The sequence below is a fragment of the Actinoplanes sp. NPDC049802 genome, from assembly GCF_040656595.1.
In the GTDB taxonomy this organism is placed as follows: Bacteria; Actinomycetota; Actinomycetes; order Mycobacteriales; family Micromonosporaceae; genus Actinoplanes.
Map to the genome: position 1 here is coordinate 1 of NZ_JBFAMR010000093.1, position 26651 is coordinate 26651.

Sequence of the window (26651 nt, forward strand, 5' to 3'; positions counted from 1 at the left end):
CTGAGTGGTTCGTCGCGCCGGGGCTCTGAGTGGTTCGTCGCGCCGGGGCTCTGAGCCGCTCGGCGACGGACCGAAGCCGGTCCGTCGCCGAGCCGGAGCACCCTCGTGCCCGGGACTACCGCGAAGCGCGCCACTCGTCGGCGAGCAGGGCATAGCCGACGCCGTCGAGCCATTCGCCGGAGCGGTGCAGGGAGTCCCGGACGGTGTAGACCTCGCGGCGCATCCCGACGCGCTCCATGAGCCGCCAGGAGGCCTCGTTGCCGACGAAGCAGGTGGCCGTCACACGGCGCAGCCCGAGATCCTCGAAGCAGAGCCGGAGCAGCTCACGGACGGCCTCGGTGGCGTAGCCGTGACCGGCGTGCTCGGGGTGCAGCACCCAGCCCAGCTCCGCCTGCACCCGGTGAGCCTGCCCGGTGATCTCCGCCTGGGCCCAGGCGTCCTCGATCTTGACCATGAGATCGCCGATGACCACACCGTCGTGCTCGATCACGAGGGTCCTGGCGAGACTCTCCGGCGCCTCGAACCAGGCCCGGTGCTCGGCCAGGGTGGCCGGGAAGCGGGTGATCCAGCGGCTGACGTCCGCCCGGCGGCGGAACAGCCAGGTGGCGCCGGCGTCGTCCGCTGTGGCCGGCCGCAACGTCAGCCGGTCGGTGCGCAGCGGCCACGTCAGAGCGGCGAGCTCAACGGTCACCGTCATGTGTGCCCCTTTCGGACGCGAAATGGTGCAGTGCGACCCTCTCGATCATCATCAGCCTATTTGAGTGATAGTGGTCCGCAACCGATATGCGCCACCGTAGGGCGACGGCCCGCCCGCTCAGCGCCCGACAGCCCGGCGGATCAACTCGGCGACCTGGCGTGGGCGGACCGGTTCGAGCCGGAAGTTCTGCTCGATCAGCTCCGGATCACCGGTCAGCAGCGGCCCGTAGTTCAGCCAGGGGTCGTCGAAGCGGATCCGCTCCACCAGGATCTGCTCGCGTCCGTGCCACACCCGGACCCGGACCCAGGCCGGGTCGATCGGCGTCACCGACCAGCGGTAGGGCACGCCGTCGACGACGATCTCGCGGATCCGGGTCACAGCGCCGCCAGGAAGTCCTCGAACGCGGTGCCGACCGTCCCCAGCACATCGGTGTACGCCCGGACCGGCCCGGGCACCCGCAGGTTGTGATCCGCGCCCGGGATCTCCAGGAACGGTTTGCCGGTCGCCCGGGCGGCCTGTGGCACCCACAGCCGGTCGGCGGTGCCGCCGATCAGCAGGGCCGGCGCCGATCCGGCGGTGATCGCCGCGACCACGGCCGGATCGGTGAGCACCGGGGTCAGCCAGACCGCCGGGATCCCGCGTTCGGCGGCGAGCGCGGCGGCGTGACTGCCCAGCGACTTGGCGATCAGCACCGGTGTGGCGGCGGCCCGGTGCAGGGCGGCGGCGACGTGGGCGCGGACGAACGGCTCGGGGCCGATCTGCAAGAGCCCCTGCGGGACGGTCCAGCTCACCTCCAGCACCTCGTCGCCGCGGGTGGTCAGGATGCCGTCGGCCAGGTCGAACAGCGGGCCCTGGGTGGTGTATCCCCGTCCGGGGACCAGAATTCCGGTGATCATGAGCGGGGCCAGCCGGCGAGGCGGTCCCGCAGCGCGGTGATGGCGGCACGGTCCAGGCCGTACAGGGCGAACCGGGTGTCGTCGAGCCGGTCCAGGTAGCGGCCGGCGTCGGCGATGTCCTCCGGGTCCAGGGCCGGATCGGCGGCGTGCGCCAACTCCAGGACACGATCCAGCGGATAGCGTTCCAGAGCGGCCGCCACATCGATGTAGTCGCGCACCTCGCGCCGGTTGACCAGGGCCGCGACCTTGGTGGCGACCAGGTCGTCGAGGTGCATGACCGGGCCGACGTCCATCACCACCGGCGCCCGGTGCCGGTCCAGCCGGCACAGGGTCAGCCGGAGCGCCCGGTGCTCGCCCGCCACCAGGAACTCCTGGATGTCGGCGTCCATCCCGGCGAACAGTTCGTCCGCCTCCTCGCGCACCACCCGGTAACCGGCGGCGGTCAGCGCCGACGTCACCTCACCGGCGGCGGCCAGCACCCCACCGGCCGTGTCGGTGAACAGGTCGAGGTCCTCGGTCGGCCGGGCGACCAGCCCGTTCACCAGCCACGCCACGCCGCCCCCGAGAACGAAGCCGTGCTTGTCGGCGACGGCCAGCGCGATCCGGGCGACGTCGCGGTAGAAATCATCGACGTTCACCCGCAAAGGTTGGCACACTGCGCGCGGGTCCGATGCGGCCGACGCGCTGCAATGGCTGGGCTCGGCTGGCCGCCCGCCGTCGCAGGCTGATCCGGTCAGGCGGGGACCCGGGCCCGCAGGCGGGGGTGCCGGGCCTCCCAGGCCGCCCGCACGCCACGCGGCAGGTTCAGCTCCGGCCACAATCGGATCAGCAGACTCCCGTCGAGGTACGCCCGCAGCTCGTCCACCCGGATCGCTTCGCGGAGCACGTTTTCATACATCCACAACAGCATGGTGTGCTGGCTCAGGTCGAAGGCCCGCTGCGGCTGCCACCACAGGCGCAGCGGCAGCTCCACCAGGCCGGAGGTGGGGCCGCGCAGCTCGCCGAGCGTCCCGGCGACGACGACCGGCCGGTGGGGCCGTGCGAGGTGCGTGACGGGAGCGGTACTCACGGGCATGTGATCAGCCTAAACCGGCACACCGGCCGAACCGCAAACGCCTAGATTCCTAGGATGCTCTAGGCGTGGTGTCGCCGGACCCCGCACCGGATACCGGCAACCGCACATTGCCGGCATGGACGGTCGTCGGCCCGCGCGCCGTCCGCCCGGCCGTGACGACGCCGGCACCTGCCGGCGGATCCGGATGGAGAGCTACCGGAGCGGCGTACGACGCGGTCGCACATTGGTGAACCACATCCCGCGGCGGCTACCAGTCGAGCTGGTGTTCGGGCACCCCGGCGGACCGGCCGTAGGACTTGGCCTCCGCGTCGGCCTGCTCGTCGCCGAGAGCGAACCGGAAGATCCGCCCGGCGAAGATGATGATCCGCTCCTGGCCGGCCCACAGGTCGGCGTACCAGCCGCCCTCGGCTTGCAGAGCCCTCGACAGGGTCTCGGCGGCGAGGGTGGCGTCATCGGTCTCGAACTCGATGACCGTCCAGAATCGTGGCTGGCCCAGGCCCACCGTGTCGCCCTGGTCCACGCGGTGGACCCGCCGGATCCGGGTACCGGTGGGCGCCCACTCGGTGCGCAGCGACTCCCCGATCAGTGTTCCGGTCGCGGGCATGATCACCTCCAGTAGACGGCGAACGCGCCCGGCCTGCGAGGCGCAGAGCCGGGCGCGTACTCCTGAGGGTTTGTCAGCGGACGCGGTCGAGCAGGCGCTGCCAGCGGCTGCGCGGCCGGCGGGCCTGGGCGACCTTGCGGCCACCGATCACGCCGGAGGCGGCGACGGCGGCGAGCGCGAGGGCAGCCGCCGAGGCGACGGCGGGGCGGTTGCGCACCACCTGTCCGGCCTGCTTGACCCGCGAGCCGGTCGTCCGCTCCGGGGCGGCGATGTTGTCTCGGGCGCCGACAGTGCTGTCGTAGGTGGTCATGACTGCCTTTCCGTACGTTTCGCTTGCGGGGTCACTCTGGACATGCCCACCCGGCGCCGATGTCAATCAGGTTTGCGTGCCCCGGCGATGCTGGAACGGTGAGCAGCCGATGATGGGCCGGTCGCACGCCCTGTCCGGTGGGGTGGGCTGGCTGGCCGGATGCGCCGCCCTGACCGCGGCCGGCGCCGCGCCCGCCCCGGCGGCCGTCGTGTTCGGGACCGCGATCGCCACCGGCATGGCCCTGGCCCCCGACGTCGACCATCCGCGGTCCACGATCGCGTACTCGGCCGGCCACCTGACCCGGATGCTGGCCGGCGGCGTCTCCCGGGCGGCCGGAGCGCTGCGGACCGCCTCCTGCGGGCACTGCTCGACCGGCCCGCCGCGCGGTGGGCACCGGGCCGTCACCCACACCGCTGTCGGCGCGGCCGTGGCCGGACTGCTCGCCGCCGGGGTGTCGCTGTGGGCGGGCCGCACCGCCGCACTGTGGATCATCGGGTTCTCGGTGTGGCTGGCCGCGCACACCGCGCTGTCCCCGCGTACCCGGGCGCGGGTGGGCGACATGATCCTGCCGGGCCGGTTCCGTAGGTTCGCGCCGCGTTTCACGGCCGCGGTCGGCGCGCTGCTGGTCGGCGGCGCGGGCGCCGCCCTGGCCGCCGCCGCGATCCCCGCCGGAGCGGCCGTGTGGTGGGTGGGCCTGGCCGTGGCCTGGGGCTGGCTGGCGCACGCCTGCGGGGACGCGCTCACCTTCTCGGCCGTTCCGCTGTGGTGGCCGCTGCGGATCCGCGGCTGCCGCTGGACGCCGGTCGGCGCGCCCCGCTGGGCCAGGTTCCGGACCGGGTCGGCCACCGAGACGGTGGTGGTGTGGCTGATGATCGCGCTGGGCGCCGGTTCGGTGGCGCTTCTCGGCGCCGTCTCCTGACAGACCCCCGCAGGGCACGATCACGCGCCGCCGCGCACAGCCGGCCCGTACGCCCCTGTGCGGGAGGTCTGACCCGGGCAGCGACTTGATCACCAGCACCATGCGTGGATCGCCGGACCATACCGGCGGGCCGCTGTAGCCTTCCCAGGTGACCGATGATCTTTCCCTGGGGCCGTTCCGGATCTCCGCGCGTGATGACGGCCAGCAGGAGCTGGTGCTCTTCGACGCCGACATGGAGGAGGTCGAGGACGTCTTCGAGGACCTCGATGCCGAGAGCGACGGACACGGGTGGGAGAGCCTCGCCCAGTGGTTGACCCAGACCGAGATGCCCGACCTGGCGGACTCGATCTGGTTCGGTTCGGAGAGCGGCACGTTCGTCGCGGGAAGCGCCGATGCCGGCGCGCTGCGCCGGCTGGCCGAGCGGTTGCATGAGGCCTTTCATGATCGTTCGCTGCTCGCGCGGCTCGTCACGCAGGCCGAACGCGGCTGATTGCCGTGCCGGGGCACCCTGCGGCGAGCCGTGGCAGCGGGTGCCGGCCCCGGCGGCGCTTGGATGGGGGACCCGGCGCCGCCGGGGCGCTCTCACCACCTGATCGGCAGGCTTCGCAGATGGGCGGTGAGGGCGCCGGCGAGCTGGCGGTGGTCGTGGGCGGACGGGTGCCAGTCGCAGCCGAGCAGGTCGAGCCCGAGCGTGTCGTTGTCGTAGTGCAGGGCGCTGATGCGGCGGTCGCCGGCGGTGGCGCGCTGTTCCACGATGCGGGTGATCGACGTGGCCAGGGCGGTGGTGTTCCACATCGACGGGTAGGTGAGCACGATCTGGGTGTGCGGTCCGTACCGGTCGCGGAGCTCGTCGAGGAAGCCCAGGTAGGCCTGCTGGTAGTCGGTGGCCAGGGCGGCCTCGTCGGCCCAGCGTTCGCCGGTGTGCAGGGCGGTGGAGAAGTCGTTGATGCCGAGGCCGACCACCACGATCCGCGGTTTCCAGGAGCGCGGGCGCTGCCACGCGGCGGTGTCGGCGGCCTGTAGGGCCCGGTGGTAGTAGGTGCGGTAGTCGACGTCGGGGTTGGAGCCGTCGTAGTTGCGGACCATGCCCATTCCGGACCAGGCGTTGAGCTGGTAGTCGGCGCGCAACGTCCGGGCGGTCAGGGCGGCGAAGGACTGGTCGGCGTCGGTGTTGCGGTCGACGCCGCCGGTGGTGGTGCAGTCGCGGCCGGCGGAGACGTTGCCGTAGCCGGCGGTCCACGAGTCGCCGATGAACTCGATCTGGCGGCTGCGGGCGGCCGGTGCGTCGAGGAGGGCGCCGCCGGGGCCGGCCACGAATCCGCCGAACTGTCCGGGGCTCCACGGGCTCTCGGTACGTTTCGCGACCCGTACGGTGTGTGTGCCGCCGGCGAGGTCGCGTACCCAGTGGGTGGTTCTTCCCGGTGTGACCAGGGTGACCGGAGGCAGGTCGTCGATGCGCACCTGGTAGTCGTTGACCGGGTCGTCGAGGACGATGCCGACTGTGTCGCCGCGGAACCGGCCCTCGAAGTAGACGCCCGGCCAGGTGTAGCGCACGCCGGCGCCGCGGTCGTCGACCCGGCCGACGGTGTGTACGCCGTGCAGGGCGTGGGTGCCGGGGGCGACGGCCCGGCCGGTGACCGGGGAGATCTTGCCGGGGCAGAGGCCGCGGGCGCGCAGGGAGGCGGCGATGGCGGGGATGGCGGCGACGGTGTTGGGTGGCCAGTCGTGCATCAGGATGACGTCGCCGTCCTGGAGTTTGTCGACGGCGGCGACGATCTGGTCGACGGAGGCGTTGTCCCAGTCCCGTGAGTCGACGTCGGTGTTGATCTCGGTGAGGCCGAGGCGGCGTTGTACGGCCCGCAGCGCGTCGTTCGTGTCGAGGTAGGGCGGCCGGAACAGGGCCGGTGTCACTCCGGTGACCTTGCGGACGGCGTCCTGGGTGCGGGTGATCTGGGAGACCTGCTCGGCTTCCGGGAGCCGGGTCAGGAACGGGTGGTCCCAGCTGTGGTTGCCGAGCCACATGCCGGCGGCGATCTGGGCGCGGGCCAGGGCCGGGTTGGCCTCGACGTTGCGGCCGGTGTTGAATATGGTGGCCCGCAGCCCGGCCCGTTTCAGGGCGTTCAGCAGTGCGGACGTGTTGCCGGGGGTGGGGCCGTCGTCGAAGGTCAGGCCGACGTGGCCGGAGCACGGCGGCGTGGCGACGGCGGCTGGGGCGGGGACCGCTACGGCGGTGGTGAACAACATGGCGGCGGCGAGGAATCTCATTTCGGGAGCGCTCCCAAATCGGGCACAGAAATCGGCTCTGATCGATGGGAGCTTAGCTTAGTCGCGGATCTGCAGACCCAGGCTCATCGCGAGGACCACCGCCTGATCAGCGGTGATGACCGCGTCCCGCAGCTCCAGCGCCCGCGGGTCGAACGCGTGCAGATCGGTGCCGCGCAGATCGCAGCCGGTGAAATCGGCGCCGGTCAGGGTCGCCGCGGACAGGTCCAGCCCGCGCATCGTCCCGTCGCGGCAGCGGACGCCGGTCAGATCGGCCTCCCGCATCCGTACCCCGGTGAAGGTGGCGCTGCCCAGGTCGGCCCGGGGCAGCGTGATGAACGACCAGTCCCCACCGTCGACCGTCGTCAGGTCGAACGTGCAGCCCTCGAAGACGCTGCCCACCGCCTTGACGTTGGTGAACGTGGCGTCGAAGAAGTTGCAGTTCACGAACCGGCAGTTCAGAAACGCCACGTCGGTGTGCCGGGAGCAGTTGAACCGGGCGTCGCGGAAGACGCACCCGGAGAACTCGACGCGCTCCACATCGGTCTCGCACAGATCCAGTGCCGAGAACGTGACGCCCTCGTGCCTGCGCTCCTTGCCGGCGCCCGCATCCCAGTCCCGGGTGGTGACCACCCTCACGAGCGCCGCCGCGGGGATCCGGCCAGGTACGGGTGCGGGTACGGCAGAGGCTGATCCCCCGCCGCGGTCAGGCGCTCCATCTGCTTGTCGTCGAGCGTCCACCCGGTCGCGCCCAGGTTGTCGCCGAGCTGCCCGGTGGTGCGGGCGCCCACGATCGGCGCGGTCACCCCGGGCCGCTGCAGCAGCCACCGCAGCGCCACCTGCGCGGGCGTGCGCCCGGCCTCCTCGGCGACGGCGATCAGCGTGTCGGTGACCCGCCAGGTGCGCTCGTCGACGCTGTTCTCCCAGTTGCCCAGCCAGGGCTGCTTGTCGCCGTCCCACCGGGTGCCGGCCGGCGCCCCGGTCATGCCGCGCCGGTACTTGCCGGTCAGCCAGCCGCCCCGCATCGGCGACCACGGGATGATCCCGACGCCCTCGTTGCGGCACACCGGCACCAGCTCGGTCTCGATCTCGCGGTCGATGAGGTTGTAGAGCGGCTGCGCGGCCACGAACGGCTCCCAGCCGCGGAACCGGGCCACGTCCACCGACTTCTGCAGCTGCCAGGCGGCGTAGTTGCTGACCCCGAGATGCCGCACCAGGCCGGAGCGCACCAGCTGGTCCAGCGTCGAGACCGTCTCCTCGATCGGGGTGGTCTCGTCGAAACAGTGCAGCTGGTAGAGGTCGATGTAGTCGGTGCGCAGCCGCCGCAGGCTGGCGTGCACCGCCGCGATCAGGTGCTTGCGGCCCGCGCCGTTGTCGTTGGGGCCGCTGCCGGTCGCCCAGAACGCCTTGGTCGCCACCACCAGCGAGTCCCGCTGCCGCGACGCCAGCCACCGGCCGATGATCTCCTCGGAGGCGCCGCCCGCATACACGTCCGCGGTGTCGATGAAGTCGCCGCCCGCCTCCACGTAGCGGTCCAGGATGGCGTGCGACGTCTGCTCGTCCGCCTCTTTGCCGAAGGTCATCGTCCCGAGGCACAGCTCACTGACGCGAAGTCCGCTCGCCCCGACGTTCCGGTACTCCATGATTGGATCCTTTCAGCCCGATCTCGGCGCGGCAACCGTGACCAGCCGGGTTCGTACCACCAGATCGTGCAGCGCCGCCACAGCGCTCGCTTGCGCGTACCCCGGAAGTGTGCTCTTTTCCCGGGCCTCTTCGAGGTCGGCGCGCAGCGCCGGGACGTCCGCGGCCAGGTGGGCGGCCGCCCGCGCGGGGAGCGACCCGTGCTCGGCCTCGCGTTTCGCGGCGATCAGCTCCGGCACGTAGGCCAACCGGTGACCGAGAACGTTCAGATCGGTCTCCAACTCGCCGGTGCGCATCAGATGGATGCCGGTGAGCAGCACCCGCAGCGTGTACAGCGCCGGCTTCAGCTGGCCGGTCCGGTGGTACAGCCGCTCCTGAGTGGCCGCGAAACCCAGGTAGTGATGCGCGTGATTGCTGGTGATCAGGCCCGGGGCCAGGGCTTTCAACTCCGCGTGCACTCCTGAGGTGAGCACCACGAGCGGTGACAGCAGCTGCTCCAGCACGTAACCGTTGCGGCTGTTGAGCAGCCGGGCGAACTTGAGCAGGTCGTGGCTGACCACGTCCAGCTCGACGCCGTCGCGGACGCCACCGTTCTGCAGCGTGTCCGGTCCGGTTCGCAGACCCACCACCTCCTCGGGCGGCAGCACGTGCGCGGCCCGCAGGTCGAGGTCGGAGTCGACGGACGCGAAACCGTACAGGTGCGCCCCGCTCACGGTGGCGAAGAGCAGGGGATAGGGCAGGGCGGCGGCGGCCTCGCCGGCCCACGGCGGGACATCGACGGTCACGGTCTAGAGATTCCTTTCGCGTACGCCCACGAGCACCCGATCGATGCGGTCACGGTCCGGGCACTCCGGCAGCGCGGTGCCGGCCGCCGCGCCGGCGAGGTCGGCCTGCAGACGTTCGGCCCAGGCGGCCACCTCCGGCCACGGCAGGTCACCGCGGCGCACGGCGAGCAGCTCGCCGCGCAGCGGGGTGACGTCGACCAGGACCTCCCCGGTACGCAGCACGTGCGCCCCGGCGAGCAGCAGCCGGATCATGTGCATCGCCTGCTTGAAGTTGACCTCCCCCGTCCGGGCGCGCCGGGACTCCACCTTGGCGAGCTGATCGCGCGCATAGCTGCCGTACGTCTCGGCCACCCTGGTGGAGAGAAAAGCCCCCCGGTTGCGGATCAGCTCCGCACCGTCGGCCGTGACGCTCTCGACCAGCGGCGACCACAGCACCTCCAGCACGGTCGGGTTCGCCTGCAGCGCGAGCACGCAGAACCGCTCGATCTCCCACGAGAACTGCTCCTCGGCCGGCCCGTCCAGGTGGGTGGGCGGCTTGTCGAGGGTCCAGAAGGCGCGGGTCGGCGCCACGAACACACCACGCCGGTCGTGGTCGGAGCCCGGCCCATGGAGTCCGTAGGCGCGGGACCCGACCACGACCGCGAGGGCCGTGTGCCGTTGCACGAGCTCGATCATGAGCCGGGACACTACGGCTAGAGGTCGAGTACCGTCGCGTCGATTTCGTCGAGCTCGCTCTGGTCGAAGGCGAGGTTCCCGACGGCGGCGACGTTGTTCTCCAGCTGCCCGACGCTGGACGCGCCGATGATCAGGCTGGTCATCCGGTCGTCACGCAGCGCCCAGGCGAGCGACATCTGGGCCAGCGACTGCCCGCGCCGCTTGGCGATGTCGTTGAGCGTGTGCAGCCGCGCGAGGGTCTTGTTGTCCAGGGCGCTCTCGTTGAGGAACACGCTGGTGCGGATCCGCGAGTCGTCCGGGATGCCGCCCAGGTAGCGGTCGGTGAGCAGACCCTGCTGCAGCGGGCTGAACGCGATGCATCCGGCCCCGGCCGCCGCCAGGGTGTCGAGCAGCCGGTCGTGCTCGATCCACCGGTTCAGGATCGAGTACGACGGCTGGTGGATCAGCAGCGGGGTGCCCAGCTCCCGCAGCAGGTCGGCGGCCTGCGCGGCCTGCTCGCTGCGGTAGTTGCTGATCCCGGCGTAGAGCGCCTTCCCGGAGCGCACGATGGCGTCCAGGGCGGTCATCGTCTCCTCGAGCGGGGTCTCCGGGTCGGGCCGGTGGTGGTAGAAGACGTCGACGTAGTCCAGGCCCATCCGCTTCAGCGACTGGTCCAGCGACGACACCAGGTACTTGCGGGAGCCCCAGTCGCCGTACGGGCCGTCCCACATCGTGTAGCCGGCCTTCGACGAGATGACCAGCTCGTCGCGGTGGTGCTTGAGGTCGCTGTTGAGGATGGTGCCGAAGTTGGTCTCGGCGCTTCCCGGCGGCGGCCCGTAGTTGTTGGCCAGGTCGAAGTGGGTGACCCCGAGGTCGAAGGCGCGGCGGACGATGGCGCGCTGACGGTCGATGGGGCGGGCGTCACCGAAGTTGTGCCAGAGACCGAGGCTGATGGCGGGAAGCTTGAGACCGCTGCGACCAGCACGTCGATAGACCATCTCGCCGTAGCGGCCGGCGGCAGGGAAGTACGTCACATCGCACACCCTAGGACTCCCGGCCCGGCCCATGTGCGCTGGTAGGTTGTGAGGTGCACGCGGGAGAGACCTTAGGGCGCCGAAGAGGCAAATCCTCCCCGGAAACTTTCAGGCAAAAGGACCGTGTGCGGTGGTGACTCTGAAATGCCGCGGTCTGGGTATGACAGAGGGGGAGGTTGTTTCTCGACCTTCTCACTCGCTGGAGTCGCCCATGCCGTCCCCGTTCGTCTCCCGCCACATCGGCCCGGATTCCGACGAGCAGGCACAGATGCTCAAGGCGATCGGGTTCGGTTCCGCCGAACAGCTGATGGACGCCGCCATCCCGTCGTCGATCCGGTTCACCGGCACGCTCGACCTGCCCGCGGGCATCTCCGAGGAGCAGGCGATCGCCGAGCTGCGCGCCATCGCCGGGCGCAACGTGGTGGCCACCCCGATGATCGGCCTCGGCTACTACGGCACGGTCACCCCGGCGGTGATCAGGCGAAACGTGCTGGAGAACCCGGCGTGGTACACGGCGTACACGCCGTACCAGCCGGAGATCAGCCAGGGCCGCCTCGAGGCGCTGCTCAACTTCCAGACCATGGTCACCGACCTGACCGGGCTGGCCACGGCCAACGCGTCGATGCTCGACGAGGCCACGGCCGTCGCCGAGGCGATGACTCTCGCGCGCCGCGCCTCCAAGAACAAGAGCAACGTGTACGCGGTGGACGCCGACACGTTCCCGCAGACCCTGTCGGTGCTGCGGACCCGCGCCGAACCGCTCGGCATCGACGTGCGGATCGTCGACCTCGACGCCGGCGCGGACCTTCCGGAGGACTACTTCGGGCTGCATCTGCAGTACCCGGGCGCTTCGGGCCGGATCCGGGACCATGCGCCCCTGGTCGAGGCCGCTCACGCCAAGGGCGCCCTGGTCACGGTCGCCGCCGACCTGCTGGCGCTGACCCTGCTGCGCTCGCCGGGGGACATCGGCGCCGACATCGCGGCCGGGACGACGCAGCGTTTCGGCGTACCCCTGGGCTTCGGTGGCCCGCACGCCGGATATCTGGCGGTGCGCAACGGCCTGGAGCGGTCGCTGCCCGGGCGTCTGGTCGGTGTCTCGAAGGACGCCGACGGCGACCGCGCCTACCGGCTCGCGCTGCAGACGCGTGAGCAGCACATCCGCCGGGAGAAGGCGACCAGCAACATCTGCACCGCACAGGTGCTGCTCGCCGTGATGGCCAGTATGTACGCGGTCTACCACGGCCCGGCCGGGCTGCGCGCCATCGCCCGGCGCACCCACGAGAGCGCCACCCGCCTGGCCGCCGGGCTGCGTGCCGTCGACGGCGTGACCGTGGTGCACGAGCACTTCTTCGACACCGTGCTCGCCCACGTCCCCGGCAAGGCCGGGGCCGTCCTGGCCGGCGCCGCCAAGTACGGCATCGACCTGCGCCTCGTCGACGCCGACCACGTGTCGGTCTCCTGCGACGAGACCACCACGGAGTCCGAGGTGCGCCGGGTCTGGGACGCGTTCGGTGTGGCCGTCGCGGGCGCCTACGTGTCCGGGGAGCCGGCCTCCGCGGGCCGCTCGATTCCGGCCGCGCTGGAGCGCACCGGCGACTACCTCACCCACCCGGTGTTCAACACCCACCACTCCGAGACGAGCATGTTGCGCTACCTGCGCAGGCTCTCGGACCGTGACTACGCGCTGGACCGCGGCATGATCCCGCTGGGCTCGTGCACGATGAAGCTGAACGCCACCACCGAGATGGAGGCGATCACCTGGCCTTCCTTCGCCGACATCCACCCGTTCGCGCCCGAGTCACAGGTGGCCGGCTACGAACATCTCGTCGCCCAGCTGGAGAAATGGCTCGCCGAGATCACCGGCTACGACGCGGTCAGCGTCCAGCCGAACGCCGGCTCGCAGGGTGAGCTGGCCGGTCTGCTGGCGATCCGCGGCTACCACCGGTCCCGTGGCGAGGCCCACCGGGACGTGTGCCTGATCCCGTCGAGCGCGCACGGCACCAACGCGGCGTCCGCCGTGATGGCCGGCATGCGGGTCGTCGTGGTGGCCTGCGACGCCGACGGCAACATCGACATGGCCGACCTGGACGCCAAGATCGAGAACCATCGGGACGCGCTCTCGGCGATCATGGTGACCTACCCGTCCACCCACGGCGTCTACGAGACCTCGATCGCCGACCTGTGCGCCAAGGTGCACGACGCGGGCGGCCAGGTGTATGTGGACGGCGCCAACCTGAACGCGCTGGTCGGCTACGCCCGGCCCGGCAGGTTCGGGGCGGACGTCTCGCACCTGAACCTGCACAAGACGTTCTGCATCCCGCACGGCGGCGGCGGCCCCGGCGTGGGACCGGTCGCGGTCGGCGCGCACCTGGCCCCGTTCCTGCCCGGCGACCCGGTTCTCGACGGCGACCACCACGCCGTGTCGGCGGCGGCGCACGGCTCGGCCGGGATCCTGCCGATCTCGTGGGCGTACATCCGGATGATGGGCCCGGACGGCCTGGCGGCGGCGACCGCGTCGGCGGTGCTGGCGGCCAACTATGTGGCGGCGCGGCTGCGCGAGCACTACCCGGTGCTGTACACGGGGGAGCACGGCCTGGTCGCGCACGAGTGCATCCTCGACCTGCGCCCGATCACCAAGGCGACCGGCGTCTCGGTCGACGACGTGGCCAAGCGGCTGATCGACTACGGCTTCCACGCGCCGACCATGTCGTTCCCGGTGGCCGGCACCCTCATGGTCGAGCCGACGGAGAGCGAGGATCTGGCGGAGCTGGACCGCTTCATCGCCGCGATGATCGCGATCAAGGGCGAGATCGACCAGGTGGCGGCAGGGGTGTGGCCCAAGGACGACAACCCGCTGGCCAACGCGCCGCACACGGCGTCGGCGGTGACGGCGGACGAGTGGAACCACCCGTATTCACGTTCGGTGGCCGGTTTCCCGGAGGGTGTGGACCGGACGGCGAAGTACTGGCCGCCGGTGCGCCGGATCGACGGGGCCTACGGAGACCGGAACCTGGTCTGCTCGTGCCCGTCGCCGGAGGCGTTCGAAGACTGAGGAGCGGTCGCACAGTCGCGCAGGTCGCGGTCGTCCTCGATCGCGGCCTGCGCCGCCTTCGTAGCCGTCGATTGATTACGCTGCGTCGCGTGATCGGTGACGGGTCAGGCTGCCAGGGCGTGCACCGCCGGGCCGCGGTGCGGTTCGATCATGGTGCCGTCCGGCAGCAGCTCGCCGGTGTCGTCGAAGACGATGACGCCGTTGCAGAGCAGGCTCCAGCCCTGTTCTCGGAAGGTTGCGATGATGCGGGCGGCCTCACGGTCGGTGGCGTCGGCGGGGGGACATGGGTTCAGGTGCTGGCACATCGGTGGATCTCCGTTGGGGGCTGTGTGATGGTTCACAAACGCGGTGACGAACGTTACCTCACATCGAACGACACTGGTTCGACCCAGTGACGGCGCCGGTGTCCGCCTCCTCGGCTCCGATGGTCCACGGCAGCGGGGCCGTTGACCACTCTCCGCAACCTCCGTTCGGGCCGCCGCCGGGCGCTCCGGCGGGCTGCGGCGCACGTCACGACGTGTTGAGCGTCTTTCGCTGGCATCGGGGTGATCCCGGCGACCCTGCCGAGCTTCTCGCCGGGTTCCTCTCCGGCAACGGACTACCGGTGCGGAACCTCGGCCGAACGGGTGACAAAAACCAGACGATCGGCGATGGCGCGATTTGCGGGGCGGCACTCTACGTGTCGGCGGATGCCGGATGCGTGATGGCCGGAGGGATGCTCGGAGCGCCCACCCCCGTGCCCGGCATTCCCGACGTTTACGCCGTAGTTTACGGACATTCAACGAAATACCACGACTTTGCGGTTGGGGACTCCTGGTCGCTGGGACCGTGGCGCGACAGCTGGAGCCCCACCGACCACGCCCACGCCGTCGAACAGGTCCGGCACGCCATCGCCCGCGGCGACGTCTACCAGGTCAACGTCGTCGGGCACGCCTCCGCCGCCTACACCGGAGACCCCGGCCCCGCGCTGCGCCGCGTCGCCGCACTGCCCGGCGCCCGCTACGGCGGCATCCTCACCGGCGACGGCTGGGCCATGGCCACCGCCTCCCCGGAGACCCTCGTCGAGGTCCGCGCCGGCCGGATCATCACCCGGCCCATCAAAGGCACCCGGCCCGCCACCGGCGACGGCCGCCGCGAACTGCTCGCCTCCACCAAGGAACGCGCCGAACACGTCATGATCGTCGACCTGGAACGCAACGACCTCGCCCGCCTGCCCGGAACCGGGCCGGTGCGCGTGGACGAGCTGTTCGCCGTACGCCGATGGGCCGGCCTCTGGCAGGCCGAATCCGTCGTCTCCGCCCCCCTCGACGGCGACGTCGGGCTCGCCGGCCTGCTGCGTGCCGTCTGCCCCGGCGGCAGCGTCACCGGCGCCCCCAAACTCGCCGCCCTCGCCGAGATCGCCGCCCTCGAACCCGTCGGCCGCGGCGTCAGCATGGGCGCCCTCGGCTGGCTCGGCCACGACCACCTCGACCTCGGCCTGAGCATCCGCACCGTCGCCGTCGACGGCCACCGCGTGCACGCCTGGGCCGGCGGCGGCATCACCATCGACAGCGACCCGGCCGCCGAAGTCGCCGAAGCCGCCGCCAAAGCCGGCCCCCTGCGGGCCGCGCTGCGCGGACAGCCACCCACAGCGGTCTCCTAGCTCTCTCCGAGCCGTCTCTACCTATTGCGTGCCACTGTCGGCATCCGCCCCCCTGGCAGGGGGCTGAGCGCGTAATTTGACGCACGCGCGGCACCGAGACGTCCACAATGGCGTGAAGAGGTGCCGTGATGGCTGCAGAGAGGCGACATCGCGGACATGCTAGACACGCTCGATCCACCGGTCTCCGGCATCCGCCTCGAGGTGGACTTCACGGGATTCGCCCAGACCAGCACCGCCCGCCTGCACAGCAGCGCCTTCCAGTTGTGCCGGGACTGGCACCTGGCCCAGGACCTCACCCAGACCACCCTCACCAAGCTCTTCCTCAGCTGGGACCGGGCCGTCGACAGCGACAACCTCATCGCGTACGCGCAGCGCGTGCTCCTGCGCGTCTACCTCGACCACCGGCGCCGCCGCAGCTCCACCGAGACACTCGCCGGCGAACCGCGCGAACCCGCCTACTCGATGAACCCCGAACTGCGCCTCACCATGCTCGACGCCCTCGCCCGGCTGCCCGCCCGCGACCGCGCCATCGTCATGCTGCGCTACTTCGCCGACCACAGCGTGGAACAGGTCGCCCAAGAACTGGGAGTGCCGGTGACCGTGGTCAAGAGCCAGACCCGGCGATCGCTCATCAAACTCCGGCAGATGCTGGTCAGCGACCGGCCCGCCCTGTTCGCGTAACGACCCGATAGCCTTCAGGGCATGACAGTACGGCCTATTCGACTCTTCGGTGACCCGGTCCTGCGCACGCCCGCCGACGAGGTCACCAGCTTCGACGCGTCACTGCGCGCCCTCGTCGCCGACCTGGAGGACACCGTCCGCGAACCCGGGCGCGCCGGCGTCGCCGCACCACAGATCGGTGTCAGCCTGCGCGTGTTCTCGTACAACGTCGCCGGCCGCATCGGCCACCTCGTCAACCCGGTGCTCAGCGACCTCACCGGCGAGCAGACCGACGAGGAGGGCTGCCTGTCGCTGCCCGGCATGGGCTTCCCCACCCGGCGGTACGAGTCGGTCGTCGCCCGCGGCTTCGACCAGCACGGATCGCCCGTCGTCATCGAGGGCACCGGCTTCCTGGCCCGGGCCCTCCAGCACGAGACCGACCACCTCGACGGCCGCCTCTACATCGACACCCTCACCGGCGACGTGCGCCGCCAGGCCCTGCGCGAACTGCGCCGGGTCGTACCCCGATGACCGCCTCGCCCTCGGCGGCCGATGCCCGGCGCCTGGCCGTCGCCTCCCTCGCCGCAGGCGACCCCACCGGCTGGTTCGAGCGACTGTACGCGCAAGCGCGCGACGGCCAGGCCGAAGTGCCCTGGGACGTGGCCGCGCCCAGCGCCCACCTGCGAGCACTCGACCTGCCCGCCGGAGACGGCCGCCGTGCCCTCGTGGTCGGCTGCGGCCCCGGGCGCGACGCCGAGCACCTCGGCACGCTCGGCTACGCCGTGACCGCTTTTGACATCTCGGCCACCGCCATCGACCTGGCCCGTACACGGCACCCGGCAAGCCCGGTCGAGTATGTGGTCGCCGATCTGCTCGCGCCGCCGCAAGACTGGCGGCACGGCTTCGACCTGGTCCTGGAGAGCAACAACGTCCAGGCGCTGCCCGTCGGCATCCGGGCACGGGCGATCGCCGCGATCGGCGCCCTCGTAGCACCCGGCGGGCTGCTGATCGTGCTCGCCGCCGCCACCAGCCGCGTCGACAGCGACGGGTCCGGGCCACCTTGGCCGCTCACCCGCGACGAGATCGGCGCGTTCGCGGCCGACGGCCTGCGGGCGGTGTCGGTCACCCGGGTCGACGCCGCCGGAACCAGCCTGCCCACCCGCTGGCAGGCCCTCTTCACCCGCTGACGTGCCGCCTGGGTCTCTTTCGGCCCGTTGGCGTGCCGTCTGGGACTTTTTCGGCCCGTTGCGTGCCGCCTGGGTCTCTTTCGACCCGTTGGCGTGCCGCCTGGGACTTTTTCGGCCCGTTGGCGGGTTTGCCCGGTCGCGGGGCCGGGCAGCAGTCTGGGGTGGACCCAGCCCGGCAGATGCGAGCCGTGGTCGCGTTCGTCGCGGTGACCACGGTGGGGGCGCTCGTCCTGGGCTTCCTCGTCGGGGAACGGCCGGAATCGCCGTGGATACCCGTACTCGTGGTGGGTCTCTCCTCGCTCCTTCTTCTCCTGATCTCGGGCGTGGCGATCTGGGGGCTCAGCCGCCCCGTCGGCGATCCCGCGATGCGGCGGCGGATCAGGCGCGCCATCCGTGACGGCACCGAGCTTGCTCCGGGGGAGCAGACGATGGCGGTCGGCGAGGCCGCCCGGCTGCACCGGACCGGGCGCTTCCTGCCGTTCGTCTTCGCCGGCTGTGCCGTAGTGAACGCGGTCCGTCTGGCCGGCGAGATCAGCGAGGGGCGGCCCTTCACCCATGGGGTGGTCACCTTCGCGACCATGTCCGGATTCGCGGGGATGGCTGCCTACCAGCACGTCCTTCGCCGGCGTGCCGGGGCCTACCTGAGCCGCTTCGCCTCTTCCGGCACCCGGGCGGGCTGACCCAGCGAGGAGTCAGTCCGCCGTCTCTGGTTCGGCGGCGGGATTCCGCCCGGCCGCGCCGGGCACGGCCGTTCACCCGATGGCCCGGGAAGTCGTTCCCTCACTGTCCGTCATCGCCGTTGCTGCGCACCGGCCGTACCTACCGCGAGCGCCGTCGCAGCCGCGCGCAGCGGACACCGCGGTTCACCGACCGCCACACCACCGAGGACCCGGTCGCGGTGGCCGCCGGATTCGACAACCGTCCTGGCAAGATCCTCGGTGGGGACACCCCTGCCGGGCGGTTCCCCCGGATCTCTCGCCCAAGCCGCATGATCAAATATCCGCTTCCGGTGAGCGGGCGTCGCCAGGAACCCTGTCGCCGGTAGGTGCCTGGCCGGCGCGAAGCCGGGTACGAGTGCGCATCAGGATCCGGCCGAGCATGTTCCTGCCGACTCCGGACCGGCCACGTCCCCAGTAATGGTCGGCGTCGGTGTCTTCGACGATCTCCTCGTCACCGGTGCCCAGCAGGACCGCGCGGATGTCGGCGTGGGCGGCGAACTTGGCCGCAACCGCCCGGCGCATCACGTCGTCCTTGACCCGATCCCAGTCACGGCGCAGCGGCCTGGACCGATCGCGACCCAACCGCGCGGCGCCTAGCGGCGTGGCCGCCCGGCGGATCAGGTCGGCATGGCGTGCGCCGGCGAACTTCTGCGCCTGGAAGTAGTGCTCCGACGTCGGCCACCAGCAGCCGTCCAGATCGAAGCCGTGGGCGGAGAAGTTCGAGAAGCAGCCGTACGGAACCTCGTCGGCACCGTAGAAGTAGATCGTCACCAGGGCCTCGGAACAGAAGGGATCAGGGTCCGCACCGTGCCACGGTCACCGGCAACGTCGCAACCGAGTTGCTGCTCGGTATCCGGGCGCCCGACGGACCCGGCGGCAGTCCGTCGCCCAACACCAAAGCTAAATGTCGTACCCGGGAAGTAGTTTGCGCGGCGTGGAACAGACGGTGGAGAACATGGTGGCCTCGGAGGACGCGTTCGTCCTGCCCGACTCCTGGCTGAAGCACCTGCACCCGCGCCGCGGCGGCGCCGCGACCCGGCCCTGCGTGGCCGACCCGCAGGCGCGCGCCCGCATCGACCGGCTCCTCGCCGAGCGGCGCCATGAGGTGACCCGGGTTCTCGCCGCCGCCTCCACCCCGGAGGACATCCGGTCGGCGGCCGCCGGGTGGCTCGCCGGCGGCGCCGACCCGCTCGGGGCGGCCGCGGCCGCTGCCGCGATGAGTGGCCGGCACGGTGGTGTGGTGGATGGGGCCACGCTGGCCGACGCCTGGATCGACCGGCACGGGCTCCGGTTCGCGGCGCTCGCCGCGGTCGAGATGTCGGAGCTGCTGATCGTCGACGACAGGTTGCCGCCCGACTGGCACAACGCCCCCACCGCCGACCCGGGAATCCGGCGCCGGCTGGCGACCGACCGCCATGCCGACTCGCTGCCGAGCCTGCGGTCGCTGTTGAGGGTCCGGGCAGCGCTCGCGTCCGCGCCGGACGAGGAGTTCGCGGAGGTCCTCGCCGCAGTGGCGGGCCACTGCGCGGGGTCGGCGCTCGCCCGGGCCGCATGCTCGGTGCTGGTGCCCCGAGCCGACTGGGTGGAGCGCGACATCGCCGACACGGTGTCCGACAAGGATCATCGCCGGGCCGCGATGCTGATCTATTCGGTGATGACCTTCGCGCAGGCCGCCGAGCTCGCCCCCATGATCGACCTCATCGAGGCGGCCGCCGACGAACTGGTGATCACCCTCGTCGACGGCGTCGGCCCGGCCGTCGCGCCGGTGCTGTTCCACTGGATCGACTACGAGCACGTGCGCTACCAGTCGAGCGGCGCCGTCCCGCGTCTCCTCTCGACCCTGGCCGTGCTGCCCGGCGACGACGTCATGCGCGGCCTGCTGTCCCGCTCCGCCCGGCGCACCATCAAGGCGGCCCTGCTGAAGTCGGTGGAGCGGTTCCCGGCCCGGGCCGTCCGCGTCCTCGCCGAAGCCGGCGACGAACTGCTGCGCGTCCACGTGATGAACCACCTCGACCTGGTCGAGGAGGCCCTGCCGCTGCTCAGCCCGGAGGCCGCCGGACGGGTGCGGGCCGCCGCGGCCGACCGGACCGAGGTGGCGACCGCTTCGGCGTCCGCGGTGCCGCCGGTGCTGGCCGACCCACCGTGGCAGAGCCGGAAGAAAGCCGCCAAACCACCCGTCGTCCCCGGGCTCACCTGCACCGATACGGCGCGGGTGGACTGGCTCGCGGGCGAGCGGGAGGACTGGGCGGAGAAGGCCCGGTGGTACCGCGACGAGCCCGGGACCGACTGGCCCGCCGTCGCCGAGAAGGTGATCAACAGCACCCGCCGCTGGGCGTCTGAACCCGGCCTGTTCTTCACCCGGGCCCCGGAAGACCTGGTGGGCGCGACACTCGCCCGGTGGAAGCCACGCGCCGACTACCACTCGCCCGAGTGGCTCGCGGCCACCGCGACCCGGCTCGGCACCGACCTGCTGCCCACGCTGCTGACCGTCGCCCGGGCGGCGCCCGCCGACCACGGCCCGCTGCTCATGCCGTTCACCTCCCCCCAGGTGGCGGCACAGATGGCGGACTGGTCGGCGCGGCTCAAGTCGATGCGCCGCATCACCCGGGAGTGGCTGCTGCGGCATCCGGCGGCCGCCGCTCGCGCGCTCGTCCCGGCCGCCCTCGGCAAGACCGGCAACGCCCGCCGCCAGGCCGAGCGCGCCCTGCTCCTCCTGCACGACCACGGCCACACCGAGCAGATCCGGGAAGCCGCCGCCGGGTACGGTCCGCAGGCCGCCGCCGCGGTGGAGACACTGTTCACCGCCGACCCGCTGCTGGCCCTCCCGAGCCGGATGCCCACGCCACCACAGTGGGTGGCACCCGGCCTGCTCCCCCCGGTGCGGCTGCGCGACGGCTCCGGCGCCCTGCCCCCCGACGCCGCCGCCAACATCGTCCTGATGCTGATGATCTCCCGACCCGACGACCCGTACGCCGGACTCGACCTGGTCCGGCAGGCCGTCGAACCGGCCGACCTCGCCGAATTCGGCTGGGCGCTGTTCGAGATGTGGCAGACCATCGGAGGCCCCGCCAAGGACGGCTGGGTCCTCGACGCGGTCGCGCAGACCGGCAACGACGAGATCGCCGGCCGGATCACCCCGCTGATCATGACCTGGCCCACCGAGGGATGGCACGCCAAAGCCGTCGCCGGACTGTCCGTGCTGGTCGGCATCGGCACCGACGGGGCCCTCATGCACCTGCACCGCATCTCGCAGAAAGCCAAGTCCACGCCCCTGCGTCACGCCGCCGCCGAACGGATCACCGAGGTCGCGGACGCGCTCGGCCTCACCACCGAGCAGTTGGCCGACCGGCTGGTCCCCGACTTCGGGCTGGACGCCGACGGCAGCCTGCGCCTCGACTACGGGCCGCGGCGGTTCGTGGTCGGGTTCGACGAGCAGTTGCGGCCGTTCGTCGCCGACGAGGACGGCAAGCGGCTCAAAGCGCTGCCCAAACCCGGGGCCCGCGACGACGCGGAGCTGGGCGAGGCCGCCTACCAGCGGTTCACCGCCCTGAAACGGGAGGTGCGCAAGATCTCGGCCGAGCAGGTCCGCCGTCTGGAACGGGCCATGGTCGACGGCCGGCGGTGGACCGGGGCGGAGTTCCGGCGCCTGTTCGCCGAGCATCCGCTGATGTGGCACATCGGGCGGCGTCTCGTCTGGGCACGTTTCGGCGAGGACGGAGCGGTCCTCGGCGCGCTGCGGATCGCCGAGGACCGCAGCTTCGCGGGCGTCGACGACGAACCGGTCGAGGTCGGTGACGACGACGTGCTGGGGGTCGCGCATCCCCTGCACCTGGGGGAGGACGTCGCCGGGTGGGCCGAGGTGTTCGCCGACTACGAGATCCTCCAGCCGTTCCCACAACTCGGGCGGCCGGTGCACGCGTTCACCGAAGCGGAGCGGGCGACCGGGCGGCTGACGCGGTTCGAAGGCGTCACCGTGGCGACGACCAAGGTGATCATGCTGGACCGGCGCGGGTGGAGCCGGCATGAAGCCTTGAACGCCGGGATCCAGCACGGCTTCGACCGGGCGGCCGGCCCGGGCAAGGTCCTGACCGTCCACCTCGATCCCGGGATCGTCGGGCAGCTCGGCTACGAACCCGAGCAGAAGCTGGTCGCGATCTACCTGCACGACGGCAGCGCCGGCCACTGGAACGTGACCGACGACAAGACACTGTCACTCGGCACCCTGGATCCGGTCACCGCCTCCGAGATCCTGCGCGACCTGACCGACGTGACCGCTTGACCGTTTCGCGACATCCTCCTTCGCGGACCGGCTCGTGCTGTCCGATTGCGTGCGTGGTGGTGGCGGCACAGCCTCGTCGCTGATCTTGGACTTCGGTAGCGTGTGCCGCCATGGAACCCCGGGACCGCCCAGTAACCGCCGTCAGGCCGGACGGATGGCTCGCCACGGCGGAACGGCTCGTTCTCCTGCCGCTCGCGGCCCTGTCAGCGATGGCGTGGGCGATCGGGGTGACCGTCCTCCAGCCATTGAGCGAGCCGACCGGTCCGCACGCCATCGGCGAGAACAACACCTACTGGGCCCGCGAACTGCGCTTCGGCGCGCTGATCGCGGTGATCCTCGTGCTGATCGTGGTCGCCCGCGCCGACCGCCGCGCCACCCGCGCCGTGTGCCTCGGCGGCCTCCTCTGGCTGGCAGCCGACCTCGGCCTGGACCGGATCGACCAGGCCTCCGGCACCGTTCCGCTCGCGGCCGGCGCGGCCCTGGTGGCCGTCGCCGGCTGCGCCGTCGCGTGGGCGCTCCCCGGCACGCCCCGCCCGGCGACGCTGCTCACCGTCGGCGCCGTCGCCGCCGTAGCGTCCGGCCTGGTGACACTGACCGAATCGCCGACCGACACCGAGACCGCCCTCCACGTGGGCAGCGCCGCGGTCGCGTTCCTGCTCGCGCTGGTGGCCGTCGCCGCCGGAGCCGCCGCCGGCACCCTCCGTGGCTTCCGCGCCGCCACGACGGTCGCGGCCGGAGTCGTCCTGGCGGCGGCGCCACCGCTGCTGCGCCATCTCTCCCCGCAGCCGTCCGCGGGCCGGGTGCTCGGCGTATTCGCCTTCACGGCGCTGCTCGTGGCCGTGGTCGCCGAGCTTGCCCGCGGTGGAGGTGACTACCCGCTGGTCGGGGCAGCCGTCATCGCCGCCGTCGTGCTGCCGGTGATGTGGATGCCGCTCATGCTGGCGAGCATCATGCTGCGTCTCGGCACACCGTTCACCGTGCTGGCCGCCAACCCGCCGGTCAACGCCGCCGACGAGGACATCGTCCTGGTCCTCCTGGCCCTCCCCATCGGCCTGGTCCTCGGTCGTGTCCTGCGCGCCGTCACCCCCACCCGCCCAGCGTAGGGGCCACCCGGCGCCGCGGGACCGTCCGCGTGTGGCCGGTCTGGTGTGGCTGGTCCTCAGCGCTCTTTCCAGGCTCCGGAGACAGCGCTGGTGGCCGGCTGTGGAGTTTCGGCGGGTCTGAGGCAGCGCTGCTGGCTTATCAGTAAAGGCTCGCTACCAGCGCATGTCCGGCCCTGCCTTTTCAGGCCTCACGACGTGGGTGCGGGGTAGCGGGGACCGGATGTGGATCAGGGATTCGGTGACCGGTGACCGGTGACCGGCGATCGGTGACCGTTGAAGACTCGTCCGTTGCGGTGTTTGCGCATGTAGACGGCGTTGCGTGAACGGTGTGCTCGTTGCTGGGCAAGACCGGCGAAGCGACCCGGCCGGCCGCAGTGGCTCCCCGGCGATCGCTGTTGACGCTGCCCCGTGAACTGCACCGTGTGGCACCGGCCGGCCGTCGCACGCAACCGCTATCACGTTCACCGGCTGGCCGCGGACGCGGCGACGAGTCCCCGTCCGGGGAGGCGGGTCACGGATTTCGGCTATCTGTGTTCGGCAGACGTGACACCCGCAACGGGTGTCGTGACCCCCACAACGGGTGTCGTGTTCTCCGAGCACACATTGCCCTGGACGCGGCCCTCCGCCCATCGGACGCCAGGGTGCCAGGGTGCGGAGCGGCAGGGCGGCAGGGCGGCAGGCCGGCAGGGCACCAGGGCGGCAGGGCGGCAGGGCAGCAGGGCAGCAGGCCGCCAGGGCGGCAGGGCACCAGGGCGGCAGGGCGGCAGGGCACCAGGGCGGCAGGGCGCCGCTAGGGTCCTGTCACCGGAGGCCCGTCGGGATCCCCCGTCCTTCAGGACTCCGTTGGTAAACGACCTAACCGGCTGGACGGAATGCAAAATCGCCGATGTCCGCCCCCGGTCGGCGGCTTGGTCAGCGCAGCCCGCTGTCCGATTTGCGAGTCACCCAACGGAGTCCTTGAGGCGGGGAGGAAGTCACATGCGCATGGCCATGGGCAGGGCGAACAGCAGGAGGTTCGCGGCGGCGAACACGGCTACGACTGCCTGGAACGGAAGCTGCCGGGCGAGTGTGCCGCGGGAGCCGGTGCCCGGCCGGCTTGTGGTGATGCGGTGGACGGCGTAGGCGGAACCGGCGATGCCGAGCGCGAGAACGGCGTACTGAAGATAGGGGATGACATCGGCGCTGACGATGGCGGCGGAGCCGTCGGGCCGGGCGCCGCCGAACGCGATGACGGCCGTGTAGGCGACGGACTTGCCTTCGGCGAGCAGGTGGAACAGGTTGTGCGCGATGTGGCCGGCGATGTCGAGGGGAATCAGCGCGTACCCGTAACGGGCGAACATGGTGGCGGTGCCGGCAGTGCCGCGGCGAGCGGCGACGGCTGAGGCGGCCCACAGTGCGGTGACGGGCGCGCCGACGGCGACCACGAAGGCCAGGGTGAAGATGACCGGGTAGCTGGTGATCCCGGTGACCTCGTCGATCCAGGCCAGTACGTTCTGCCAGACCTGGAGCATCGTCAGGTTCTGGATCAGGACGATTCCCATGATGGCCATGGCCAGGAACGACGCTTCGATCCTCGGGTTGCGGACCGTCCACAGCTCCCGGCTGGGAGTGCGCGCGGTGATGCGGATGGCGCCGCTGGGGCAGTTCTTGACGCAGTTGGCGCACAGGTTGCAGTTCGCCGAGGACTCCATGGTGCGGGGGAACTCGAACAGGGGGCAGGCCGGGGCCTTGTCGCCACCGTTGAAGCAGACGGCCCGGGCGGTGCAGGTCCGGCAGATGTCGGGGTCGGCGCGCAGTTCGAGGGCGCCGACCTGGGCGTAGTTGCCGGACATGCCGCCGAGGAAGCACAGGTAGCGGCAGAAGGTGCGGCGCTGGAAGAAGGCGCCCGAGGCGATGACGGCGGTGATCAGCAGGAGCAGGAGCACGCCGGTGCCCCACGGGGACTCGACGATGCCCCAGATGTGGTCGGACCAGGTGATCAGGATGAACTGGGCGTCGATGAGCCAGATCCCGTACCTCTTCAGGAACCGTGGCACCGGACGTTGCGCTCCGACGAGGCGTTGCACCAGGTCGGACAGCTTCCCGAACGGGCAGACCGCGCACCAGAACCGGCCGACGGCGACGAAGACGATCGGGATGAGCGGCCACCACAGCACCCAGACCAGGGCGGTGCCGAGGTTGTCGTGGGCGGTCTGCGGGCCGGCCAGCAGCTGCCACATCACGACGGCGAAGACCGCGACGGCGATCCACTGGAACAGGCCCGGATACCAGCGGCTGCGTAACGCCCGGCCGATGAGAGGGCGGTCCAGCAGGTTGCGCCGGGGCGGCTGCGGTACCGGCGGGACGGGGCGGGGTGTGGTGTCCAGGCTCATCGAAGACCTCCCGGGCGGCGGCGGACGGTGGGGAGATTCCGGCGTACGAGGGCCGCGGCGGCCAGGATCGCCACGTTGATCGCGGCGAAGACGGTCACGACGGTGCCGCGTACCGTGGCCGAGACCCCCGTGCCGGCGCTGTCGTGGCCGCCGGTGTGCCCGTTCGCGGCGGGTGCGGCGCCGGTGTCGGTCCCCGGCGTATCACCCATAGCTGGCATATCGCCCATGCCTGGCATGTCGTGGTGACCTGCCGCGGTGGTGGTGGGCCCGGCAGCGGGCTCGAGCCGGGCGTTGTGCTCATGTGCGTCGGTCACAGCCGCGTGCTCGTGTGCGTCGGTCACAGCCGCGTGCTCGTGTGCGTCGGTCACAGCCGCGTGCTCGTGTGCGTCGGTCACAGCCGCGTGCTCGTGTGCGTCGGCCACGGCCGCGTGGTCGTGGGCCGGCGCGGCGCCGGGGCTGCCGGCGGCGCCGACGTCGGCCGCGAGGTAGCCGCCCGCGGCGCCGAGCACGACGAACAGCGGCAGTAACGCTCCCAGCAGAAGATTGCGTCTCATCGGGTTCCCTCCGCCGCGGTTGATGGTCATGTCGCGGCTGCGGCACCACGATCGGCCGGCAGTCTCGAGGTCGACGCGGCGAAACCATGAAGAAACGCTGAACTCGCCCGGCGAACGGCCCGCCGCCGGGGGCCGCCCGCCCCCGCCGGGGGGGGGGGGGGGGGACCCGGGCGCGGGGGCGGTGGACCGGTACCCGCCCCCCCCAC

Annotated in this window: 27 protein-coding genes and 1 riboswitch; of the genes, 10 read left to right on the plus strand and 17 right to left on the minus strand. The window is 71.6% G+C overall.

From position 1 onward, the window contains the following. Positions 1-115 precede the first annotated feature (115 nt). The 7 genes from AB0I88_RS36475 to AB0I88_RS36505 all read right to left on the minus strand — a co-directional run bounded on the left by AB0I88_RS36475 (position 116) and on the right by AB0I88_RS36505 (position 3582). Positions 116-697 carry a GNAT family protein gene (locus AB0I88_RS36475; RefSeq protein ID WP_361035680.1) on the minus strand — a complete coding sequence of 194 codons (582 nt, stop codon included), beginning with the start codon at positions 695-697 and terminating at the stop codon, positions 116-118. A gap of 117 nt (positions 698-814) precedes the next feature. Next, positions 815-1075: a hypothetical protein gene (locus tag AB0I88_RS36480; RefSeq protein WP_361035683.1), complete on the minus strand. Its 261-nt coding sequence runs from the start codon at positions 1073-1075 to the stop codon at positions 815-817. Continuing rightward, complete coding sequence (locus tag AB0I88_RS36485; protein WP_361035686.1) at positions 1072-1593, minus strand: alpha/beta hydrolase; 522 nt, start codon at positions 1591-1593, stop codon at positions 1072-1074. The genes AB0I88_RS36480 and AB0I88_RS36485 overlap by 4 nt, the downstream gene beginning before the upstream one ends. Further along, positions 1590-2231, minus strand: coding sequence for a nucleotidyl transferase AbiEii/AbiGii toxin family protein (locus AB0I88_RS36490; protein ID WP_361035689.1), 642 nt, complete (start codon positions 2229-2231; stop codon positions 1590-1592). The genes AB0I88_RS36485 and AB0I88_RS36490 overlap by 4 nt, the downstream gene beginning before the upstream one ends. Before the next feature lie 95 nt (positions 2232-2326). Continuing rightward, a complete protein-coding gene (locus AB0I88_RS36495) occupies positions 2327-2668 on the minus strand; it encodes a hypothetical protein (RefSeq protein ID WP_361035692.1) in 342 nt (113 codons plus the stop codon). 247 nt (positions 2669-2915) lie between these two features. Further along, complete coding sequence (locus AB0I88_RS36500; RefSeq protein ID WP_361035695.1) at positions 2916-3272, minus strand: hypothetical protein; 357 nt, start codon at positions 3270-3272, stop codon at positions 2916-2918. Positions 3273-3345: 73 nt separating this feature from the next. Beyond that, positions 3346-3582: a hypothetical protein gene (locus AB0I88_RS36505; RefSeq protein ID WP_361035698.1), complete on the minus strand. Its 237-nt coding sequence runs from the start codon at positions 3580-3582 to the stop codon at positions 3346-3348. A gap of 109 nt (positions 3583-3691) precedes the next feature. Between AB0I88_RS36505 and AB0I88_RS36510 the strand changes: the two genes are divergently transcribed. Together AB0I88_RS36510 and AB0I88_RS36515 are read left to right on the plus strand one after the other, a co-directional pair. After that, complete coding sequence (locus tag AB0I88_RS36510; RefSeq protein ID WP_361035701.1) at positions 3692-4501, plus strand: metal-dependent hydrolase; 810 nt, start codon at positions 3692-3694, stop codon at positions 4499-4501. Positions 4502-4649: 148 nt separating this feature from the next. Continuing rightward, positions 4650-4991: an Imm51 family immunity protein gene (locus AB0I88_RS36515; RefSeq protein WP_361035704.1), complete on the plus strand. Its 342-nt coding sequence runs from the start codon at positions 4650-4652 to the stop codon at positions 4989-4991. 92 nt (positions 4992-5083) lie between these two features. Here the strand turns inward: AB0I88_RS36515 and AB0I88_RS36520 are convergent, their stop codons facing one another. Genes AB0I88_RS36520 through mgrA form a run of 6 tightly spaced genes read right to left on the minus strand, consistent with a single transcriptional unit; the run spans position 5084 to position 10877 of the window. Then, a complete protein-coding gene (locus tag AB0I88_RS36520; RefSeq protein ID WP_361035707.1) occupies positions 5084-6766 on the minus strand; it encodes a polysaccharide deacetylase family protein in 1683 nt (560 codons plus the stop codon). A 57-nt stretch (positions 6767-6823) separates the two neighbouring features. Beyond that, the gene (locus AB0I88_RS36525; protein WP_361035710.1) at positions 6824-7402 is read right to left on the minus strand and encodes a pentapeptide repeat-containing protein; all 579 of its coding nucleotides are present in this window, start codon (positions 7400-7402) and stop codon (positions 6824-6826) included. Further along, complete coding sequence (locus AB0I88_RS36530) at positions 7399-8406, minus strand: aldo/keto reductase (RefSeq protein WP_361035713.1); 1008 nt, start codon at positions 8404-8406, stop codon at positions 7399-7401. Before AB0I88_RS36530 ends, AB0I88_RS36525 begins: the two co-directional genes overlap by 4 nt. 12 nt (positions 8407-8418) lie before the next feature. Next, complete coding sequence (locus tag AB0I88_RS36535; protein ID WP_361035716.1) at positions 8419-9189, minus strand: nucleotidyltransferase domain-containing protein; 771 nt, start codon at positions 9187-9189, stop codon at positions 8419-8421. A gap of 3 nt (positions 9190-9192) precedes the next feature. Continuing rightward, entirely contained in the window at positions 9193-9864 is a 672-nt protein-coding gene (locus AB0I88_RS36540; protein WP_361035719.1) for a nucleotidyltransferase domain-containing protein, read from the minus strand. A 17-nt stretch (positions 9865-9881) separates the two neighbouring features. Continuing rightward, entirely contained in the window at positions 9882-10877 is a 996-nt protein-coding gene (gene mgrA / locus AB0I88_RS36545) for an L-glyceraldehyde 3-phosphate reductase (protein WP_361035722.1), read from the minus strand. Between the two features lie 50 nt (positions 10878-10927). After that, positions 10928-11011, plus strand: a riboswitch (glycine riboswitch). Between the two features lie 77 nt (positions 11012-11088). On the opposite strand from mgrA, the gene gcvP reads away from it, so the two are divergent. Then, positions 11089-13929 (plus strand): aminomethyl-transferring glycine dehydrogenase, encoded by a 2841-nt coding sequence (gene gcvP, locus AB0I88_RS36550; RefSeq protein WP_361035725.1) that lies wholly within the window; start codon positions 11089-11091, stop codon positions 13927-13929. Between the two features lie 104 nt (positions 13930-14033). Here the strand turns inward: gcvP and AB0I88_RS36555 are convergent, their stop codons facing one another. Continuing rightward, positions 14034-14234 (minus strand): DUF5999 family protein, encoded by a 201-nt coding sequence (locus tag AB0I88_RS36555; RefSeq protein ID WP_361035728.1) that lies wholly within the window; start codon positions 14232-14234, stop codon positions 14034-14036. 119 nt (positions 14235-14353) lie between these two features. Here AB0I88_RS36555 and AB0I88_RS36560 point away from each other — a divergent pair, with 119 nt between their 5' ends. From AB0I88_RS36560 to AB0I88_RS36580, 5 genes are all read left to right on the plus strand, one after another. Continuing rightward, complete coding sequence (locus AB0I88_RS36560; protein ID WP_361035731.1) at positions 14354-15571, plus strand: chorismate-binding protein; 1218 nt, start codon at positions 14354-14356, stop codon at positions 15569-15571. 156 nt (positions 15572-15727) lie between these two features. Beyond that, on the plus strand, positions 15728-16252 hold the full coding sequence (locus tag AB0I88_RS36565; RefSeq protein WP_361035734.1) for a SigE family RNA polymerase sigma factor: 525 nt from the start codon (positions 15728-15730) through the stop codon (positions 16250-16252). Positions 16253-16273: 21 nt separating this feature from the next. Then, positions 16274-16762, plus strand: a complete 489-nt coding sequence (gene def, locus AB0I88_RS36570) for a peptide deformylase (RefSeq protein WP_361035737.1) — start codon at positions 16274-16276, stop codon at positions 16760-16762. Next, positions 16759-17418 carry a class I SAM-dependent methyltransferase gene (locus AB0I88_RS36575; protein WP_361035740.1) on the plus strand — a complete coding sequence of 220 codons (660 nt, stop codon included), beginning with the start codon at positions 16759-16761 and terminating at the stop codon, positions 17416-17418. Before def ends, AB0I88_RS36575 begins: the two co-directional genes overlap by 4 nt. Before the next feature lie 161 nt (positions 17419-17579). Continuing rightward, a complete protein-coding gene (locus AB0I88_RS36580; RefSeq protein WP_361035743.1) occupies positions 17580-18098 on the plus strand; it encodes a hypothetical protein in 519 nt (172 codons plus the stop codon). Positions 18099-18410: 312 nt separating this feature from the next. Here the strand turns inward: AB0I88_RS36580 and AB0I88_RS36585 are convergent, their stop codons facing one another. Continuing rightward, the gene (locus AB0I88_RS36585; protein ID WP_361035746.1) at positions 18411-18908 is read right to left on the minus strand and encodes an NADAR family protein; all 498 of its coding nucleotides are present in this window, start codon (positions 18906-18908) and stop codon (positions 18411-18413) included. Between the two features lie 163 nt (positions 18909-19071). Here AB0I88_RS36585 and AB0I88_RS36590 point away from each other — a divergent pair, with 163 nt between their 5' ends. Continuing rightward, complete coding sequence (locus tag AB0I88_RS36590) at positions 19072-22416, plus strand: DUF4132 domain-containing protein (RefSeq protein WP_361035749.1); 3345 nt, start codon at positions 19072-19074, stop codon at positions 22414-22416. Between the two features lie 110 nt (positions 22417-22526). Continuing rightward, complete coding sequence (locus AB0I88_RS36595) at positions 22527-23519, plus strand: hypothetical protein (protein ID WP_361035752.1); 993 nt, start codon at positions 22527-22529, stop codon at positions 23517-23519. Positions 23520-24493: 974 nt separating this feature from the next. Here AB0I88_RS36595 and AB0I88_RS36600 read toward each other — a convergent pair. Both AB0I88_RS36600 and AB0I88_RS36605 read right to left on the minus strand, forming a co-directional pair. Next, positions 24494-25891 (minus strand): 4Fe-4S binding protein, encoded by a 1398-nt coding sequence (locus tag AB0I88_RS36600; RefSeq protein ID WP_361035755.1) that lies wholly within the window; start codon positions 25889-25891, stop codon positions 24494-24496. Continuing rightward, the gene (locus AB0I88_RS36605) at positions 25888-26445 is read right to left on the minus strand and encodes a hypothetical protein (RefSeq protein WP_361035758.1); all 558 of its coding nucleotides are present in this window, start codon (positions 26443-26445) and stop codon (positions 25888-25890) included. The genes AB0I88_RS36600 and AB0I88_RS36605 overlap by 4 nt, the downstream gene beginning before the upstream one ends. Between the last annotated feature and the right edge of the window lie 206 nt (positions 26446-26651).